This window comes from Vibrio sp. B4-6, from assembly GCF_963888245.1.
In the GTDB taxonomy this organism is placed as follows: domain Bacteria; phylum Pseudomonadota; class Gammaproteobacteria; order Enterobacterales; family Vibrionaceae; genus Vibrio; species Vibrio anguillarum.
Map to the genome: position 1 here is coordinate 1 of NZ_CAWPIM010000018.1, position 17,362 is coordinate 17,362.

Genomic DNA, 17,362 nt, shown 5'->3' on the forward strand with positions numbered 1-17,362 from the left:
GACCAGTCTTCGTTACATTGTCAGACTCGCTACTTTATTCAGAGTCCTAGGTTCATCTGGTGATACAGATGGTTCACACATTAAGCGGTGAACAGCGCTTCATACGACCTCACGTCGCACGCCCCATTTTGAGTCATAAATTAAATCATCTATGGTCAATTCTGTAATTTCGTTTACAAGGTCTAAAAACCTATCTACTTCTTGCTCTGTAGCCATAATTTCTCCTTTAAAGCTAACGCCAAATTAAGGTGTGAACAACGCTAACCACGCTACCTAAAGCATTGTGCCATAAACACTAAACTGGCTTGAAGTGAAAGCGCCGAGCGTTGTGAATCACTCTTAAATTTATTGTTAGGCATTTTTCTTCTCAGGTTCCTTGTTCCTCCAGTCAATATGTACTGGATACGCTACTAAGTTACAGTCCAAACCATAAGAATGTTGCTCACCACCTACGCTACATTTTGCGAATAAATGGTAATTACCATTGTATCTCTGAGGTGGCTCTGAAATTTGAATTTCACCTTTGCAATTCGGATAAATGCAGCCACAAGAATACGTAAAAACGACATAACCACCGTCAGTTCTGCTTACCAATCGATCATTGTGCAAATGAGTGAAACCAGGTGACTCAGGAACATCAGCATTGAAGATCGTATAGTTATCGAAATATACAAACAGAGTCGTAAAAAACACGGCTGAAAATACGCCAATATAGACCCAAAACGGAAGATCGAACACTGGATGTATGGCTAATAGATCAGCCAATAAGCCAAGCGCTGGTACAACAATAGAAAGCACAAACCCTACGATGAACTTTCCTTGGGACTCAGAAGAGATCTGTTTTAGCTCATGTCTTAATTCCGGCATTTGTAGGTCAACGTATCGTTGAACACTACCAATATTAACCACGCCAGACTCGTTATTAATAACAGTCTGATTCTTACCCTGATTCGTCTGCTTGATTTCCATAACTATCCTGATGCCTAACGCCCGGCTAAGGGGTTGACAACGCATAGCCGAACTCAAAAAACACACTGTAAACGCTGAACTTCAATTTTGCACCAAAGCCGCCAAGCGTTGGCAATCCCTCTTGAGCCGTTTGTTAGCTGCTGCACTTTAACCGGAGATTGACTACCCAACGGCCTAATTTAAAACACATTATTGTTTTCAAGCGACAAAGTAAAACGGACAACTGAGAAACTAAAACCTAACCCACGAAACGTACTTGGCAAAAAAGAAATAACAGGAAAACTGACGAGCTTCTAAGACTTCAATTTACAAAGAATTCTTTCGAAGAAGCCAACGACCAAGTGCGCGAAATCCATTTAAGCGCGTAAGAGCTTCAAAACCAAAGAAGCCACACCAAAGAAATAAACAAACACATCACTTCCCGTAAGAAGGCTTCGGTTAGTTCAAACACTTCACGAACAGTGCCACTGGCGAGATACTTGGAAAAGTGCTGACTTTCAGGTGTAAAGCTAGAGCCTCAGACTAAGAAAAATAAACGCTTAATTTTATGATTTTTCTTAACCTCAGCTAACGCCCGCTTAAGGGGCAGCCAACGCTACTACTAACTTTCCGCATAGCACCGTAACCACTGAAACTAACGCACAGTAAAAATGCCACGCGTTGGCTGTCCCTCTTGAAGCGTTTGTTAGGTGCTAGATTCGTGCTTTGATATATGGCTTAAGTTGGCTAGGCGTAGTGTAGCCTTGTTGCAGAAAATTTTTAACAGTATCTGCGACCTCACTTTCAGTAACATTTGCCATCATTACTGCTTTTCGATCACTGGCCATAGCTAAGCGCTGAAAGTCTGCGTTACCACCTTTAGCTTGGTTCCAATTCGGGTAATCACGACATAGCTCACTTTCTGTAAAATGAAGAAAAGTGCGCTTACCAGTTAACGCCATTACTTTAATACTTGGTGAATAGACAATGCCGTAAAATTCAACCATCGGCTCTTGCGCTATTCCAGACTGAGCTTCAACGCTAGTTACCTCTGCTTGCTCCTTACCTTTGTCATTACATTGTCCTATAGAACCAAACTCTTCTGGACTTACTATATAGAACTGCACTTTACCTGATGAGTCCATCACTTGGATTGGTAACTTCTTACTTTCTTGAGCAATCACCTCTGCATCTTGAGGTAGCTGATGATACTGAACACTAAATACTGATTTAAACATAACCTTAACTCCATTCGTTTGAGATGAAGTCATTATAGCCAACCAAAAACTAGTTTTATCTAGTTTTATCTAGTTTTACGGGAGTGGTTAATTAGCACCTAACGCCCGGTTAAGGGGCAGACAACGCCACTACCAAGCTTCCGCATAACGCCGTAACCACAAAAATCAACGCATAATAAAAATGCCGCGCGTTGGCTGTCCCTCTTGAACCGTTTGTTATGCTTAAACTTCAAATACTTAGGTTTAAACAACCATTAGAATAACTCAGAGTTTCAAACCAACCCAAGCACCAAAACTCGTTAACCTCATCGAAACCATGATTTGAATAAAAACCACGTTAAATTTACTACGATCAAAAGAACAAAGTGCCCTTTCAACGAAAATCTGACCAACTAAACTCACAGCAAATTGGCGTAAAACTCGAATGAGGCAACAACGCTTAACCAACAACGCCAGCCAAGTTGCCTTTTCATTAGGCAGCGCAAAACAATAGTAAATTGCCGATACGCTTTTGGCCGATAAGCTAAGGAACCAGATTACTCAAAGCGACTTGAGAAAAAAGAAACTCAACACAAACCATCTCAAACTAAAATGAGGCAACCACTCAAACTCACAGCACCAATTTACTTCAAACAGCAACAGCATTATTCAATTGCCGACAAACAAGAACGAATGGCTGAAGGAACAGAGAAAAGGCCACAACCGATTGATTTTGTGAGATTAAGCATAACGCCCGGCTAAGGGGTTGACAACGCACCACCGAACTTAAAAAACACACCGTAAACCCTGAACTTCAATTTTGTACTAAAGCCGCCACGCGTTGGCAATCCCTCTTGAGCCGTTTGTTATGTGAATTACCTACCGAAGCCTGTTGTTTTTGTTAAAGCGCCTAACTTTGGCTCGCATATTCTTCATTGGTGATGACGTGTTGAACTGGATCATTCGACCAAATGTCCATTGTTCATACCACGTCGTTTCATACAATTCTTCATTGCTTAAACTTGCGACTAACAAGATCAGCTTGTTTATTGTTGAGTCTAACTCCTTAAGTAAGTCCTCGTATTGCCAATCACGGTACTGATCGTGAAAACTGACCGCCAACAATCCAAGCTGATTCCATTTATAACCCGTGTCAGGAAAATCGACTGGCAAACCTTGTGACTTCAAACTGTGCCATTTCAAGACCAAGTTTCCCCAACCAACAAGATAAGCGACAGTGTCACAAACGCTAATTTGTGTTCCTTTTAAGTTACCTTCAATTTCACACTTACGTGCCATTGATGCAGGAACACTCAGATAATCGTCCATAAGTTTCGGGAATATAGAATTTATAGCTGTGAGCAACTCATCTTTTGATTCTGGAACTGAAGACATTATTTTCCCCCATTCACATAACGCCCAATTAAGGTGTGAAGCACGCGACCACTACACTTAATTTGACCACTTTAAACACTGAATTTAACCCAAACCAAAAATGCCAAGCGTGCTGAATCACTCTTAAATTGTTTGTTATATGCGTGCTACAATGAAGCAACCAAAGCATTTGTTGAAACCACTTGAGCAAACGGAACACTAAGCGCCGCCATATAAGCAGCCTGGACGTCAGAAGCCAAGACTTGCTTACCGTCAAACTCTAAGCTCTTCGTTGCACAACCATCTGATATAACTGTGCATTTATAACCCAAATCAAATGCTGCTCTTGTCGTTGTATCAATACACATATGTGTCATTGCACCGCAGATTACAAGCTCATCAACCCCTTGTGAGTTAAGAAGTTCATTTAAATTAGTTTCTCTAAATGAACTAGGATAATTTTTAACAATCACTGGCTCACTCTCCATCGGCTCAACTAGTTCGTGTATTTTGCAACCAAAGGTATTTGGTATGAAGAAGGTTGCACCTTCACGCGTTGCTATGTGCTGAATATGAAAAACTGGTAACTCTTGCTCTCGAAAGTAAGAAAGCAGTCGAGCACAATTGCGAGCTGCATCTTCCATACCCTCCAATTCCATAGCACCACCTAAGAAGTAGTCGTTCTGTATATCGATTAGCAATAATCCTTTACTCATAATTTTTCCTAGCCTATTTACTGATTTATAGTTGAAAGCATATAACGCCCGGTTAAGGGGCAGCCAACGCCACAACCAAGCTTACGCATAACACCGTAACCACAAAAACCAACGCATAATAAAAATGCCACGCGTTGGCTGTCCCTCTTGAACCGTTTGTTATGGCTAACAACTCACTGATTTATTGAGTAAAACTTTAGGAAAGGTCTATCCGTTCATCTCGACATTCGTAAGAGCCCATTTCGAATTCTCGACAAATCCAAGGGCGATTTTCGTAAATTGTGCACATGAACGTTTCACGATCTAGAGCTGAACACCAACCATCTGACAAACGCAGCATCGTTTCTCCACCCCATTCATCAAATGCAATGTGCTGCTCTGGTACACCTGTATCGGTAATGATCATAACCTCCAAACGGCAACAACAAGCATGGCAGTTTGAGCAGGATATTTCCGGATTTGATACATTTTTAATTGGGATTGTCATCGAGTTCTTCAGCAAGTTTAATCGCAGAATAGTACTCCAATTTAAACCAATTTACCGACATTAATGATGAACTCAACTTGATAGCCATAACGCCCGGCTAAGGGGTTGACAACGCACTGCCGAACTCAAAAAATCACTATAAACACTGAACTTCAATTTTGCACTAAAGCCGCCAAGCGTTGGCAATCCCTCTTGAGCCGTTTGTTATATGTTTGGATGAGAAACCTAGCTAGATCTTGAATGCAATGCATTGAATTACATAGTTATCAACACATTGCATGCGGACGGTATAAAATGCAGCTTATTTATAAAAAGCTTCAACTTCACCTTTTAACTTAATCAGCATCGACTGGCCAAAACGATCTTTAGCTTTCGGTGACGGAATTTTCACCCACCCTTCACTAATGCAGTATTCTTCAACATCAGTACGCTCTTTGCCATTTAGACGAATGCCAATGTGATGTTCAAAGCACTCCGCTACATAGTGTGGGCTGCGAGGATTACCAGCAAGGTGATCCGGCAAAGCGGGTTTAGCTGTAGTGTCGTTCATATTCATAACCTAAAATATGTAAAAAAGTGCGCTATTGTAGACAATAGAAGCCGACCGCTCAACAAAGTAAAGATGCTATTTCATATGCGGTATAGCACGCAGAACTAGATGACATATAACGCCCGGCTAAGGGGTTGACGACGCACCGCCGAACTCAAAAAACACACGGTAAACGCTAAACTTCAATTTTGTACTAAAGTCGCCAAGCGTTGGCAATCCCTCTTGAGCCGTTTGTTAGGTATTTATTGCTGCTGAACGTAAATGAGCCGATTTGTATCAAAGCCACGCTCTTTCGACATTTGAACGAACTTCTCCAGAATGTCTGGTTCGACTCTAGGCGTTCTTGAAAGTAACCACAGATATTCTGTATTCGGCCCTGATACGAAGGCATAACTGTAGTTTTCACGCTCTAACTCAAACACCACGTAAGAGCCATAAAACGGACCAAAAAATGAAACCTTCAGATAACCATCTGTTGGACTATTTACAAAGTAAGCTTTGCCTTCAGCCTCTTTCCACTCACCTTTCTCTTCGGAATAACCACGATTAAGAACTGAAACACCGCCATCATTTCGAACACGGTATTCCGCAGTAACCTGACTTAAACCTCTTTCAAAAGAGTGATCAAGTCGAGCAACCTCGTACCATTTACCTAAATAATTGTTCAGTTCAAAATCCGACACAGGCTTTACTGATTCGGGCATACCCAAGCAGCCGTTTAATAAAACAGTACAAATAATCAACAAGATTGATCTCATGATGCCTCCAAATACCTAACGCCCGGCTAAGGGGTTGACAACGCACCGCCAAACTCAAAAAACACCCTGTAAACGCTGAACTTCAATTTTGCACTAAAGCCGCCACGCGTTGGCAATCCCTCTTGAGCCGTTTGTTATATTTTCATTCTCTACGCTAACGTGACCGACTGTTTAGGATTGTCGAAAAACCATTAACAAACTGATATTTCGTGCTTTTCCAAAACTGTAGCAGCTTCCGCACGCTCAATGATTTTTAACAATACAGATTGAATCGCTTCGTCTTCGCGGGCATCTTTGTCACTTGTAAAACGTTGTATTTGGGGATCGGCATTCTCTTCAGGTAAAAAGGTGATAACGACTTCGGTCGCTAAGTCCGTCGTTTTACCAAAATACTCTAATGATATTTGCGGATAACCTTTGAAACCTCTTTGTACTCGTTTCAATATGCGCTTTTTCGCTTTATCCACGTTCATCATGAATCCTTTTGGTTGCTGAACTTAAAAAAATATAACGCTCGGCTAAGGGGTTGACAACGCACCGCCGAACTTAAAAAAACACACTGTAAACACTAAACTTCAATTTTGCACTAAAGTCGCCAAGCGTTGGCAATCCCTCTTGAGCCGTTTGTTATGCAAATTCAATGAGATAAACCGAATTTATACGACCAAAAGCCACGATTACAATGGTTGAGTGATTCAAGAATCAACCCAAGCAAGAACTGTGATAAATAAGCCGCCAAAACAAAGTCCACCGTTCAACAACAAACCAAGCTTTTGAATGAGACAAACTCAACAAGCAAGACTTTCAGCAAGTGCAAAATGCTCGATAAACTTGCCTTTCCACACTTTGCGCGCGCAAATTTCACAGCAAACCAGCGCTAAAACTGATTGAGGCAAACAAAGAACCTTGCCTGTTTTACGGTTTAAGTTAACCACGAATTTGAGGGTAAAAAAGCTCATTTGCCGACAACACCAAACGAATGGCCGGAGAAATCCTAAAAGATTAAACCCCTAAATTTACCTGAGCTGCATAACGCCCGGTTAAGGGGCTGACAACGCAAACCGCTGAACCCAAAATAACAACCGTAATCACAAAGGCCGATTTGAACAAAAACCGCCACGCGTTGGCAGTCCCTCTTGAACCGTTTGTTATGTTTTTAGTGATATACGACCTTAAAGTGCTCTAAAACCAATAGCATATCCTCACTAGGCTCTATACCTAAATCTTCACATTCACGTGAGAAAAATTTCCAATGAGCTTTACGCCACCATTCTAACGATTTGTCGCCTTCACCCTCACTTGCCGCAAACTCTTCTGACACTTCATTGAATCGACAATTTGAGACCGATGTTATCTCAATTATACAAATTGGTTCACCATCCCAGTTTGTGACAACTTGAAGATGACCAACTCTTGGTAAAACTTCACCCTCACGGCTATACCAGTATTCCATGCTGCATGATGCTCGTTTCTCGCCACGTAGGATTAAATCAGCACATAGATTTGCGTTATACTCATCTGCGCAAAAATAATCCGAACTAAATGATGTATATTTTTCAGACACTTCACTAGGTAAAGTTCGAAAGTACTGCTGTAAAAATAACTGACTCTTTTCTTCCATGATTCCCTGAACCTGATTAAAAACATAACGCCGCGTTAAGGGGCAGCCGACGCTACTACCAACTTTCCGCATAGCACCGTAACCACAAAAACCAACGCATAATAAAAATGCCACGCGTTGGCTGTCCCTCTTTAACGCTTTGTTATGTTTGCTTGATATGCACTAGTACATTTTGGAAATCTTAAGCCACACTGGCTTGAGATTATCGAAGTCCAAAGCACCATTGGGCTCATTTACATCTAAGTCTCCAAATTTAACTTTACGTTGCTCTGTAACACTCGTAGTTGTTCTATGTTGCTGTAATTGGCTAGAATTTTTCGGTATTGGGTATTTACCTGCCCATAAAATATAATCAGTTAAGACAGTAAAAATTTTGTTTTCATTTTTGGTTAAATTTAGACCTGAATCTTTGGCAAGTTCGACAAGATTATGTGTAGCTAAATCAGAAATAGCCACTTCTTGACTAGCAATTAATAGTCCTTTTAATAAAGCTTCGAAGGACATTCCCATCAGCATTTTGTATGTTGCGTAGCATGAAACACTTAAACTAGAGTCTTCTTTCATCGCTTTCCAAAGCACACGGGCAGAGCGAAATAAATCTCTTGATTTATTCTGCCAATATCTAGGGTTTACGGACATATCATCAAACTGCTTATTAATCATTTGTTTTTGAACGTTCGCGATTTCTGTCTTAGCTAACACGTCAACCTCTTATTGCAAATTTTATCTCTAAACTCAAATTGTAAACATAACGCCCGGTTAAGGGGCAGCCAACGCTACTACCAAGCTTCCGCATAACACCGTAAACACAAAAACCAACGCATAATAAAAATGCCACGCGTTGGCTGTCCCTCTTGAACCGTTTGTTATATGTTTGGTTACACCTTGTCCGCAAAGTAAGCCATAATTTCTTCTGTAGTCATTTCCTTAGTTTCGTTGGCAAAGCAGTAGTAGCTTGGGCGCATGTCGCTAAAGTATTGCATGTCCATTTTCAAACCGTCTAAATTTGGAAATAAGCCTACGGGCATGTTGTATTCACCTGTTTCTTTGAACTTGTAAAACAAATGAGTACCACACTCTGTGCAGAAACCACGGGAGGCCCAAGAGGATGACTTGTACATTTTAACTTTGTTTTCCCCCTCGATTTTCACTTGTGTTCCGCATTTAACTGCGAAAAATGGTGCCCCACCCCAAGTTCGACATGACTGACAATGACAAACTGTGAAGTTAGGGTTGATGCTTTCTGCTGTGATTTTGACAGAACCACATAGGCAGCTAGTCTCTGCGTAAGACATTAAATTACTCCTAAATTGATGAAAACATATAACGCCCGGTTAAGGGGCAACCAACGCTACTACCAACTTTCCGCATAACACCGTAATCACAAAAACCAACGCATAATAAAAATGCCACGCGTTGGTTGTCCCTCTTGAACCGTTTGTTATGTTTTATTACAACCAGATGATTTTATTGAAAATATTCTTAGGATCATCAACTGATTTAAGACATTATTGACTTACTTCTAAAAAGTGTTTTTTTGCAAGATAAGCAAATATGTCTATAACGATGATCAGCATGAGCTGTTAATGGTTGAAAAATCACTTTATCTGAACCACAACTAAAGCATTTCGCACTTTCTGAATCTGCCGTTTTACATTCGGGATGCTTTATCAAATAATCCTCAAGTGTCGGTAATTTGTGCCAATCATCATCCTGTGGCTTCGAATATATTACGAAATAGTAGAATGTTGCAGCAGCTCCCAAAGCTAAAACCAACCAAATGAAATCCATTTCTGTTCCTCAAGTTATCCCGAAAACATAACGCCGCATTAAGGTGTGAGCGACGCTTGGCTATACTTGAGCGAAGCGAAACTGCCAAGCGTTGCGAATCACTCTTAAATGCTTTGTTATGCATTTAGTTAAATAGGTCACCGTTGGTTTGTTCGAGCGTTTCCAAGTGGGACACAATAAGTTTTGGTCGTTTCGCTGCAATTCGACCTTTTTCATCTAAACGGCTAACGGTACCGACTAGCTTACAGCGCAAAAACAGAAGAGGTTTATATTTAACGACACTACCCACATCAGGATAAGCAGTAAGAATGTGCCCTAAATATTTAAAGCCTAAGGAGTTGGATGTTTTATTTTCCCTCGTAACTTCGCCTTCAATCACAACCGTTGCACCGTGCACTAGCTCAGGTAAAACTAAAACTTCATCGTCATCTTCACTGTCATCCTTACAGAAGATTGCTTTGTCTTGTTTACCAATAGTAACTTCGTCCTTAACCCCATCGCTGTATGTTCCAATTTTTAACGAGCGTCCTTCAGCTATATTACGAGCTAATTCTTCTAGCAATTTTGAGTTGGAATCTAGATAAAGATCTAACGCAGGCTTTGGAACATATATGTACTCCCCTCTATTGTTGGGAATACCGATAAGTTCGTTATTATTTTTAAACTTAAGGTTGGACAGATCTTTTTTACCCGTTTCTCCTAGATGTTTGCTGATTCGTGCAAACCACTTTAACCCATCTAGTGCTTTCGAGAATATTGAGGTGAAGCCGAAGTTCTCAAAATCGTTCTCAGCCATTTTTGACGCAGCTTTACTAAAATAAGCGGTCGCAACAACCCCAAGTCCAGCTTGCGCCCACCCAGCAACTGTTTCTGGAACTAAAGCTTCCCAAGAACCCTTTTGGACCCTCATTGGAATTTCAAAATCAATATGCTTCAAGTCTGGTGCTTGTTTAGAAATAAGCTCTCTGATTGCTCCATCATATGCGAGTAGAGCTTTAGCTTGTCTTCTGGCGTCCATTAACCCGTTTTCTACTAACTCACCATCGTACTTTATATAACCTAAGTACTTTTCTTGTTCCATTGTCAAACCTCAAAGTCATACTGATTTGAGACTGATATAGCAACGAACCAAAGTAGTAGCTATACATCAGTGTCATAAAGCAAAATTGCCCTTGTGATACTACTTTTGCATGAAATTGAGCGCAATAATAGAAGCGTGATGCGCTCTGCGAATTGTGACGAGATCGCTTAAAATGCATAACGCCCGGCTAAGGGGTTGACAACGCACCGCCGAACTTAAAAAACACACTATAAACACTGAACTTCAATTTTGCACTAAAGTCGCCAAGCGTTGGCAATCCCTCTTGAGCCGTTTGTTAGGGTAATTTGAACCCCTTGCGCTTTTGAGATATTTTTTTCGAAAGCTCTAAGATGGCTATTTTGTCTCGTAAAGCATCAATTACAATACGAGCTGTAATTGCTCCTAAGTAAATTCCAGAAACGAGGCCTGTTACTAAAGGGGATAAGTTAAATATTTCTTCGGAACCCAATGCTTTAACAAATGCCAAGTAGATCATGATGATAGCTGGAACAATACCGAGTTTATCAACAATTCCAACAAGAAAACCTACCCTCGATTCTAAATACCTAATGCGATCCTCAAAAAGGACCTTAACGCAGTCTATGCTGTCATCACCGAAGGTTGAAATTTCTTCCGCAGCTATATAATCCGACTGATATCTTTCATTTATATTTTTTAAAGTTTCTTTTGTTGCACCTACAAAGAAGCGAACTGTAGAAATAAATGAGGACAATGAATACAATGCAATAAACGCAAAAAAGGCAAATAACGATATGTAAGAAGTGGTAGCATCGCCAAATAAAGCTGCAATCAAGGCAATAGCTAAAGATACAACTCCCGCCAGAAATGAGAGTGCTTCCATTTTATTGGCAATAAAAAAGTTCTTAACATCGTTTAATACACTCTCTTTCGATACAAAACATTCAATGATCGAGCCAATATCATCACTGTTCAAAATATACTCCTATTGCCCTAACGCCCAATTAAGGGGTGAACAACGCCTCCACCCAAACCTAAAGCATTGTGCCATAAACACTAAATTTTGAAGTAGAAGCAAAAGTGCCAAGCGTTGTGAATCCCTCTTAAATTGTTTGTTATAACACGCTGTCAATGTTTGCGCTTACAAGTTAATACTGTCTTTTGGGTGATGAATACCATCGTAAATTTTGACTGGCTCCAAATCATAAGGATTAACACCTTCAAGACACGCAACATTAATTGCGAATTGATGTGGATTGGAGCGCCTTTGGTGATGAGTGTATATGCCGCAAGTTTTACAAAAGTAGTGCTTCGCCGTCATGGTATTAAATTGATAAAGGGTCAAGTTATCTTCACCTTTTACAATTTTGAGGTTTTCAAGCAAAACAGATGCAGCAATTGCTCCGCGCTTCCTACACATAGAACAAGAGCAACGACGAGGGTCTTCTAGTCCATTTGGCAACGTTAGTTCTAATTCAACTGCCCCACAATGACATTTTGCATTGTGCACTCTTTTTATGTCCATATTATTGCCTCCATGCTGACACTCTGGAAAGTGTTATAACGCCCGGTTAAGGGGCAGCCAACGCCATTACCAAGCTTCCGCATAACACCGTAACCACTAAAACCAACGCATAATAAAAATGCCGCGCGTTGGCTGTCCCTCTTGAACCGTTTGTTATGGCTAACAACTCACTGATTTATTGGTAAAACCTTAAGAAAGGTCTATCCGTTCATCTCGACATTCGTAAGAGCCCATTTCGAATTCTCGACAAATCCAAGGGCGATTTTCGTAAATTGTGCACATGAACGTTTCACGATCTAGAGCTGAACACCAACCATCTGACAAACGCAGCATCGTTTCTCCACCCCATTCATCGAATGCAATATGCTGCTCTGGTACACCTGTATCTGTAATGATCATAACCTCTAAACGGCAGCAACAAGCATGGCAGTTTGAGCACGATATTTCCGGATTTGATACATTTTTAATTGGGATTGTCATCGAGTTCTTCAGCGAGTTTAATCGCAGAATAGTACTCCAATTTAAACCAATTTACCGACATTAATGATGAACTCAACTTGATAGCCATAACGCCCAATTAAGGGGTGAGCAACGCTACCACCCCACCTAAAGCATTGTACCGTAAACACTAAATTTGAAGTAGAAGTAAAAATGCCAAGCGTTGGGAATCCCTCTTAAATTGTTTGTTATATGCCTGACCACTCTGTAGAAAGAACAGACATTAGTACTTTATCGACAAATTCACCATTGCGAAAACCTGATTGTCGCATCACGCCCTCATGTTGATAACCTGCATTTTCATAAGCCTTAATTGCACCGTAATTAAGAGAGCTTGCTGTAAGCTGAACTCTGTGCAAACCAAGAGTTCGTATAGCGTAATCTGTTACGATTTTTGTTACTGATGTACCAACGCCCTTACCCCAGTAACTTTTTTCTCCAATAAGAATGAAGTATTCACCGCTACGATTTAGAGTACTGATCCCAGATATACCAGCATATCCAAGTAGCTGATCATTCTCGTTACTACATATGCCAAAAGAGACATTTTTAGGGTTTGAATTTATGGATAAAAGCCATTTTTCGATATCTGATTTTGATTGAGGGTACGCATATGAAGAAAGACTATAAAGTGTAACTTCACGGTCACGAGACCACTTGTAAAATGCTTCCTTATCTTCCACATCCAGTGAACGAAGATAGTAACCATCTAGTTCCAATTGCATGATTTTCCTTATAATCTCCGATTGGCATATAACGCCCGGCTAAGGGGTTGGCAACGCAGCGCCGAACTCAAAAAACACACCGTAAACACTGAACTTCAATTGTGCACTAAAACCGCCACGCGTTGGCAATCCCTCTTGAGCCGTTTGTTAGGCCAACCGATTGACAACAACACTTTTAAAACCAAAGAACAAGGTTTTTTTACCAACTTAAAACCAACTAAACGATTTATTTATAAACCAAAATGCTGAATCAGCAAAGAAACCAAAAAACTCAAATTGAGCGGTTTGGAAGAAAAGTGACGAGCGTAGCATGCTCGGCGGACGTTTGGATGCTGAAGGTTATTTTGCCGCTAAACTCACAGCGCTAAACAACCCAACACGATCAAGAAACAACAAATAGGTGATGATTATTTATTGCTTAACTTAAGCTAGAAAACATGGCATTTACCGTTCAATTCAGACTCGACTTAGCTGATAAAAACTCACTTTGCCTAACGCCGCATTAAGTGGTGAGCAACGCATACCACCAAACCTAAACCATTGTGCCGTAAACACTTATGCTGAATCAAACCGAAAATGCCGAGCGTTGGGAATCCGTCTTAAATGCTTTGTTAGCTTTTCACTTGCCTCATAATTACAGTAAATCATATTTATAACCGCCATAACCACCTGTTTGCCCTAAAACTATGTAGCCAATAAACCAAGCAATAGCAAATGAACCAATGACAACCAACAAAGCTTTACCAATATGCTTATGTAGGTCTGCCCAGTAGAAAATACCATCTTGCGTGAAATACCAAAGGGCAACACAAAAAATAATTGGACTAACGATTATTGGTATGAAGACTTGACCAAGTAAAGTAACACCAATTATTGAGTATAATTTTGCCTCGAAACTCAATGTATCCTCCGTGAAAGCTAACGCCCGCTTAAGGGGCAGTCAACGCTACTACTAACTTTCCGCATCACACCGTAATCACAAAAACCAACGCATAGTAAAAATGCCACGCGTTGGCTGTCCCTCTTGAAGCGTTTGTTAGGCGAAATGGTGATTACAACTCATTAGGGTACATTTTTAAATAATAAGCAGCTCTAATTGCATTAACTAAAAGTAAAAGTAGGGCAATCCAAAATCCACTTGGTAATTCTCTATCAAAATAATAATTCATTATCATAGTTCCACCGAGCAAGAAAAATGCAATATTGGCAGCCCATACTTTCTCTTTTAGCATAAAAAATCCAAATACAGCATAAGCTATATTTGTTGCATATAATATAATTAGACTTATCTCATTAAACTCTAGATAATCATAAAATCCTCTAGGCACCAGCATATGGAAAACAAGTGTCAAAGTAAGTGGTACAAAAGATGCGCAAGAGGCTAGTTTTAATGCCCATTTGGCATGTCTAGAACTTCGATAACCTAGTTTTAATGCATTAAGGTCAGTTGGATTCATTATTTATACGGTCTCCATAAAATTTAATTTAAATGACCAACCATTATAGTTATATATAAGACACAAAACAATATTGACGCTGATTATAATACAAGATGCGAGTAGCCTAACGCCCGGCTAAGGGGTTGACAACGTACCGCCGAACTCAAAAAACACACTGTAAACGCTGAACTTCAATTTTGCACCAAAGCCGCCACGCGTTGGCAATCCCTCTTGAGCCGTTTGTTATATTTTCACTCTCTACGCTAACGTGATCGACTGTTTAGGATTGTCGAAAACCATTAACAAACTGATATTTCGTACTTTTCCAAAACCGTAGCAGCTTCCGCACGCTCAATAATTTTTAACAATACCGATTGGATCGCTTCGTCTTCGCGGGCATCCTTGTCACTTGTAAAACGTTGTATTTGGGGATCGGCATTCTCTTCAGGTAAAAAGGTGATAACGACTTCGGTCGCTAAGTCCGTCGTTTTACCGAAATACTCTAATGATATTTGCGGATAACCTTTGAAACCTCTTTGTACTCGTTTCAATATGCGTTTTTTCGCTTTATCCACGTTCATCATGAATCCTTTGGGTTGCTGAACTTAAAAAAATATAACGCCCAATTAAGGGGTGAGCAACGCTACCACACAACCTAAAGCATTGTATCGTAACCACTAAAATTGAAGTAGAAGCAAAAATGCCAAGCGTTGGGAATCCCTCTTAAATTGATTGTTAGCAGTACTTTACTGAATTTATCAGCTGTACAATTTTTTCTCGATAGTACTCGTGTGGCGCTGAACGATATTTTGGATTATTAATACACTGCAATTTGTAAATAATATCTCCGTACATCCGACTTTGAGTAAATCCCATTAACTCTAGCAAAGCAGACGGTGATTTAAGCTTGAGAAAGCAGCTTTTTGAAAGTACTACCTTGTCATGGAAATGTTCATGATGAAGCTCACCTATAACCCTACGAGCACTTTTATAGTTCACTTTGTTCCCGATGATCTCAAAGCAGTAGAGCGAGAGAATAACCAAATCGGTATAGTAATAATTTACATCAATGTCATCTTGGTTCAATGTGACTTCTTGCAAAATCACTCCCCCACCAATACCCGCAGTCAAATTAGACCACATAGAATGCTTACACATTTGGTGAAACTCGGGACGCAGTACACCCTTAGCTATATCCCAAGACTTAGTGGAGGAATCAACCATTGTTGATTTGACCTGAACCTTTCTGCTTATATCTTCAGAATCAAGGACTAAGTCATAGCCATTATCATCGACATCAGTACGGTAAGCTTTGAGGTAATACCCCTGCATCGCATAGGCTAACTGTAGATCAAACAATAATTTGTGCATTAACATCGACTCACGACGAATCGAATTTTCAGGCTCGTAGAAAAAATATCTCGATTTGTCATGTTCCATACTGATTTACCACCGTGTACTGCTAACGCCCGGCTAAGGGGTTGACAACGCACCACCGAACTTAAAAAACACACCGTAAACCCTGAACTTCAATTTTGCACTAAAGTCGCCAAGCGTTGGCAATCCCTCTTGAGCCGTTTGTTATGCAGTTTTTTAACCAATACTCAGTATAGAGAACGAATTGCTTAGCCAAACTTATCTTTAGCTGCCACAATTCGCACTGTCATTTACTACCAATTGGTTCATCATGAAACTTTTAGTTCGCAATCTATCTCGCTCTACAACTGAACAAGAACTTCGTGTTTTATTCTCAGCTCATGGCTCCGTAGCCGAATGTACGCTTGTTTTAGACCAAGTAACGGGTCAATCAAAAGGCTTTGCTTTTGTCGAAATGCCAAACGAAAACGAAGCTAATGCTGCAATTTCTAGCCTAAACCTTTCTGACGTTGCCAAAAGCAAAATCAGAGTAAAAGCCGCAGAATAAACACCTTATAGACAAAAAGAGTAAAGCTCCGTCAGTTCAAATACATTGGGCTGGCGTCTTTTAGTTTCCGTTGAACCTGTAGAACTGCATAACGCCCGGCTAAGGGGTTGACAACGCACCGCCGAACTCAAAAAACACACCGTAAACACTGAACTGCAATTTTGCACTAAAACCGCCAAGCGTTGGCAATCCCTCTTGAGCCGTTTGTTATACGCGTGCTTCCGACCACACTGCAAATTCGTTACCGCTTGGCTCAATAAAATGGAAACGACAGCCTCCGGGAAAATCAAAAATTGGGCGAATAATTTGACCACCGCTATTCTGGACTTTGGCTAAAGTGGTTTCTATGTTTGAGCTATAAAAGATAAGAAGTGCACCACCCAATGCTGTCTGACTACAACAGTCAGCTTTAAAAAAACCGCCATCTAAACCCTGATTTGAGAATGCTGTATATTCAGGGCCATAATCAGTAAATTCCCAGCCAAAAACTGAAGAGAAAAATGATTTTGTTGCCTCTAAATTTTTTGCTGCAAACTCGACATAATTCAGCTTTTCATTCGGATTCATTTCACGACTCCATTGTTAAATTTCCATATAGCGTATAACGCCGCGTTAAGTGGTGAGCAACGCTACCACTCTACCTAAACCATTGTGACATAAACACTTAACCCAAAGTAAGCCGAAAATGCCAAGCGTTGGGAATCCGTCTTAAACGCTTTGTTATGTGTT

Annotated in this window: 23 protein-coding genes; 1 reads left to right on the forward strand and 22 read right to left on the reverse strand. The window is 40.4% G+C overall.

Features of this window, described 5'->3' with window-relative positions; all coding sequences use genetic code 11:
- Positions 1-351 precede the first annotated feature (351 nt).
- The 21 genes from AACV20_RS06460 to AACV20_RS06565 all read right to left on the reverse strand — a co-directional run bounded on the left by AACV20_RS06460 (position 352) and on the right by AACV20_RS06565 (position 16,149).
- The gene (locus tag AACV20_RS06460) at positions 352-969 is read right to left on the reverse strand and encodes a hypothetical protein (protein ID WP_170908004.1); all 618 of its coding nucleotides are present in this window, start codon (positions 967-969) and stop codon (positions 352-354) included.
- Between the two features lie 692 nt (positions 970-1,661).
- Positions 1,662-2,186, reverse strand: a complete 525-nt coding sequence (locus AACV20_RS06465) for a hypothetical protein (RefSeq protein ID WP_234912151.1) — start codon at positions 2,184-2,186, stop codon at positions 1,662-1,664.
- 858 nt (positions 2,187-3,044) lie between these two features.
- Complete coding sequence (locus AACV20_RS06475) at positions 3,045-3,560, reverse strand: ClbS/DfsB family four-helix bundle protein (RefSeq protein ID WP_170888943.1); 516 nt, start codon at positions 3,558-3,560, stop codon at positions 3,045-3,047.
- Between the two features lie 146 nt (positions 3,561-3,706).
- The gene (locus tag AACV20_RS06480) at positions 3,707-4,255 is read right to left on the reverse strand and encodes a cysteine hydrolase family protein (RefSeq protein WP_031813865.1); all 549 of its coding nucleotides are present in this window, start codon (positions 4,253-4,255) and stop codon (positions 3,707-3,709) included.
- 196 nt (positions 4,256-4,451) lie between these two features.
- Entirely contained in the window at positions 4,452-4,742 is a 291-nt protein-coding gene (locus tag AACV20_RS06485) for a YkgJ family cysteine cluster protein (RefSeq protein ID WP_080569473.1), read from the reverse strand.
- A 301-nt stretch (positions 4,743-5,043) separates the two neighbouring features.
- Complete coding sequence (locus AACV20_RS06490; RefSeq protein ID WP_094166354.1) at positions 5,044-5,292, reverse strand: DUF3297 family protein; 249 nt, start codon at positions 5,290-5,292, stop codon at positions 5,044-5,046.
- 242 nt (positions 5,293-5,534) lie between these two features.
- Positions 5,535-6,050, reverse strand: coding sequence for a lipocalin family protein (locus tag AACV20_RS06495; protein WP_094124518.1), 516 nt, complete (start codon positions 6,048-6,050; stop codon positions 5,535-5,537).
- A 191-nt stretch (positions 6,051-6,241) separates the two neighbouring features.
- A complete protein-coding gene (locus AACV20_RS06500) occupies positions 6,242-6,523 on the reverse strand; it encodes a hypothetical protein (protein ID WP_029190024.1) in 282 nt (93 codons plus the stop codon).
- Between the two features lie 683 nt (positions 6,524-7,206).
- The gene (locus AACV20_RS06505; protein ID WP_170908005.1) at positions 7,207-7,671 is read right to left on the reverse strand and encodes an ASCH domain-containing protein; all 465 of its coding nucleotides are present in this window, start codon (positions 7,669-7,671) and stop codon (positions 7,207-7,209) included.
- 162 nt (positions 7,672-7,833) lie between these two features.
- Entirely contained in the window at positions 7,834-8,373 is a 540-nt protein-coding gene (locus tag AACV20_RS06510) for a hypothetical protein (protein ID WP_170908006.1), read from the reverse strand.
- A gap of 176 nt (positions 8,374-8,549) precedes the next feature.
- Complete coding sequence (locus AACV20_RS06515; RefSeq protein WP_032474178.1) at positions 8,550-8,966, reverse strand: GFA family protein; 417 nt, start codon at positions 8,964-8,966, stop codon at positions 8,550-8,552.
- Between the two features lie 205 nt (positions 8,967-9,171).
- Positions 9,172-9,462 carry a hypothetical protein gene (locus AACV20_RS06520; protein ID WP_170908007.1) on the reverse strand — a complete coding sequence of 97 codons (291 nt, stop codon included), beginning with the start codon at positions 9,460-9,462 and terminating at the stop codon, positions 9,172-9,174.
- Between the two features lie 124 nt (positions 9,463-9,586).
- Complete coding sequence (locus AACV20_RS06525) at positions 9,587-10,543, reverse strand: hypothetical protein (protein ID WP_170908008.1); 957 nt, start codon at positions 10,541-10,543, stop codon at positions 9,587-9,589.
- A 295-nt stretch (positions 10,544-10,838) separates the two neighbouring features.
- On the reverse strand, positions 10,839-11,498 hold the full coding sequence (locus AACV20_RS06530) for a hypothetical protein (RefSeq protein ID WP_170908009.1): 660 nt from the start codon (positions 11,496-11,498) through the stop codon (positions 10,839-10,841).
- A 165-nt stretch (positions 11,499-11,663) separates the two neighbouring features.
- A complete protein-coding gene (locus tag AACV20_RS06535) occupies positions 11,664-12,047 on the reverse strand; it encodes a GFA family protein (protein ID WP_005536580.1) in 384 nt (127 codons plus the stop codon).
- 189 nt (positions 12,048-12,236) lie between these two features.
- A complete protein-coding gene (locus AACV20_RS06540; RefSeq protein ID WP_080569473.1) occupies positions 12,237-12,527 on the reverse strand; it encodes a YkgJ family cysteine cluster protein in 291 nt (96 codons plus the stop codon).
- A gap of 206 nt (positions 12,528-12,733) precedes the next feature.
- Complete coding sequence (locus AACV20_RS06545; protein WP_017046975.1) at positions 12,734-13,270, reverse strand: GNAT family N-acetyltransferase; 537 nt, start codon at positions 13,268-13,270, stop codon at positions 12,734-12,736.
- Between the two features lie 634 nt (positions 13,271-13,904).
- Positions 13,905-14,171, reverse strand: coding sequence for a hypothetical protein (locus AACV20_RS06550; RefSeq protein WP_170908010.1), 267 nt, complete (start codon positions 14,169-14,171; stop codon positions 13,905-13,907).
- 151 nt (positions 14,172-14,322) lie between these two features.
- Entirely contained in the window at positions 14,323-14,727 is a 405-nt protein-coding gene (locus tag AACV20_RS06555; protein ID WP_170908012.1) for a hypothetical protein, read from the reverse strand.
- A 281-nt stretch (positions 14,728-15,008) separates the two neighbouring features.
- A complete protein-coding gene (locus tag AACV20_RS06560) occupies positions 15,009-15,290 on the reverse strand; it encodes a hypothetical protein (protein ID WP_026027901.1) in 282 nt (93 codons plus the stop codon).
- 154 nt (positions 15,291-15,444) lie between these two features.
- Complete coding sequence (locus tag AACV20_RS06565; protein WP_170908013.1) at positions 15,445-16,149, reverse strand: hypothetical protein; 705 nt, start codon at positions 16,147-16,149, stop codon at positions 15,445-15,447.
- Between the two features lie 247 nt (positions 16,150-16,396).
- Between AACV20_RS06565 and AACV20_RS06570 the strand changes: the two genes are divergently transcribed.
- On the forward strand, positions 16,397-16,633 hold the full coding sequence (locus AACV20_RS06570) for an RNA recognition motif domain-containing protein (protein WP_013867767.1): 237 nt from the start codon (positions 16,397-16,399) through the stop codon (positions 16,631-16,633).
- A gap of 207 nt (positions 16,634-16,840) precedes the next feature.
- On the opposite strand, the gene AACV20_RS06575 is transcribed toward AACV20_RS06570, so the two are convergent.
- Complete coding sequence (locus AACV20_RS06575; protein ID WP_170908014.1) at positions 16,841-17,200, reverse strand: VOC family protein; 360 nt, start codon at positions 17,198-17,200, stop codon at positions 16,841-16,843.
- Positions 17,201-17,362: the final 162 nt, after the last annotated feature.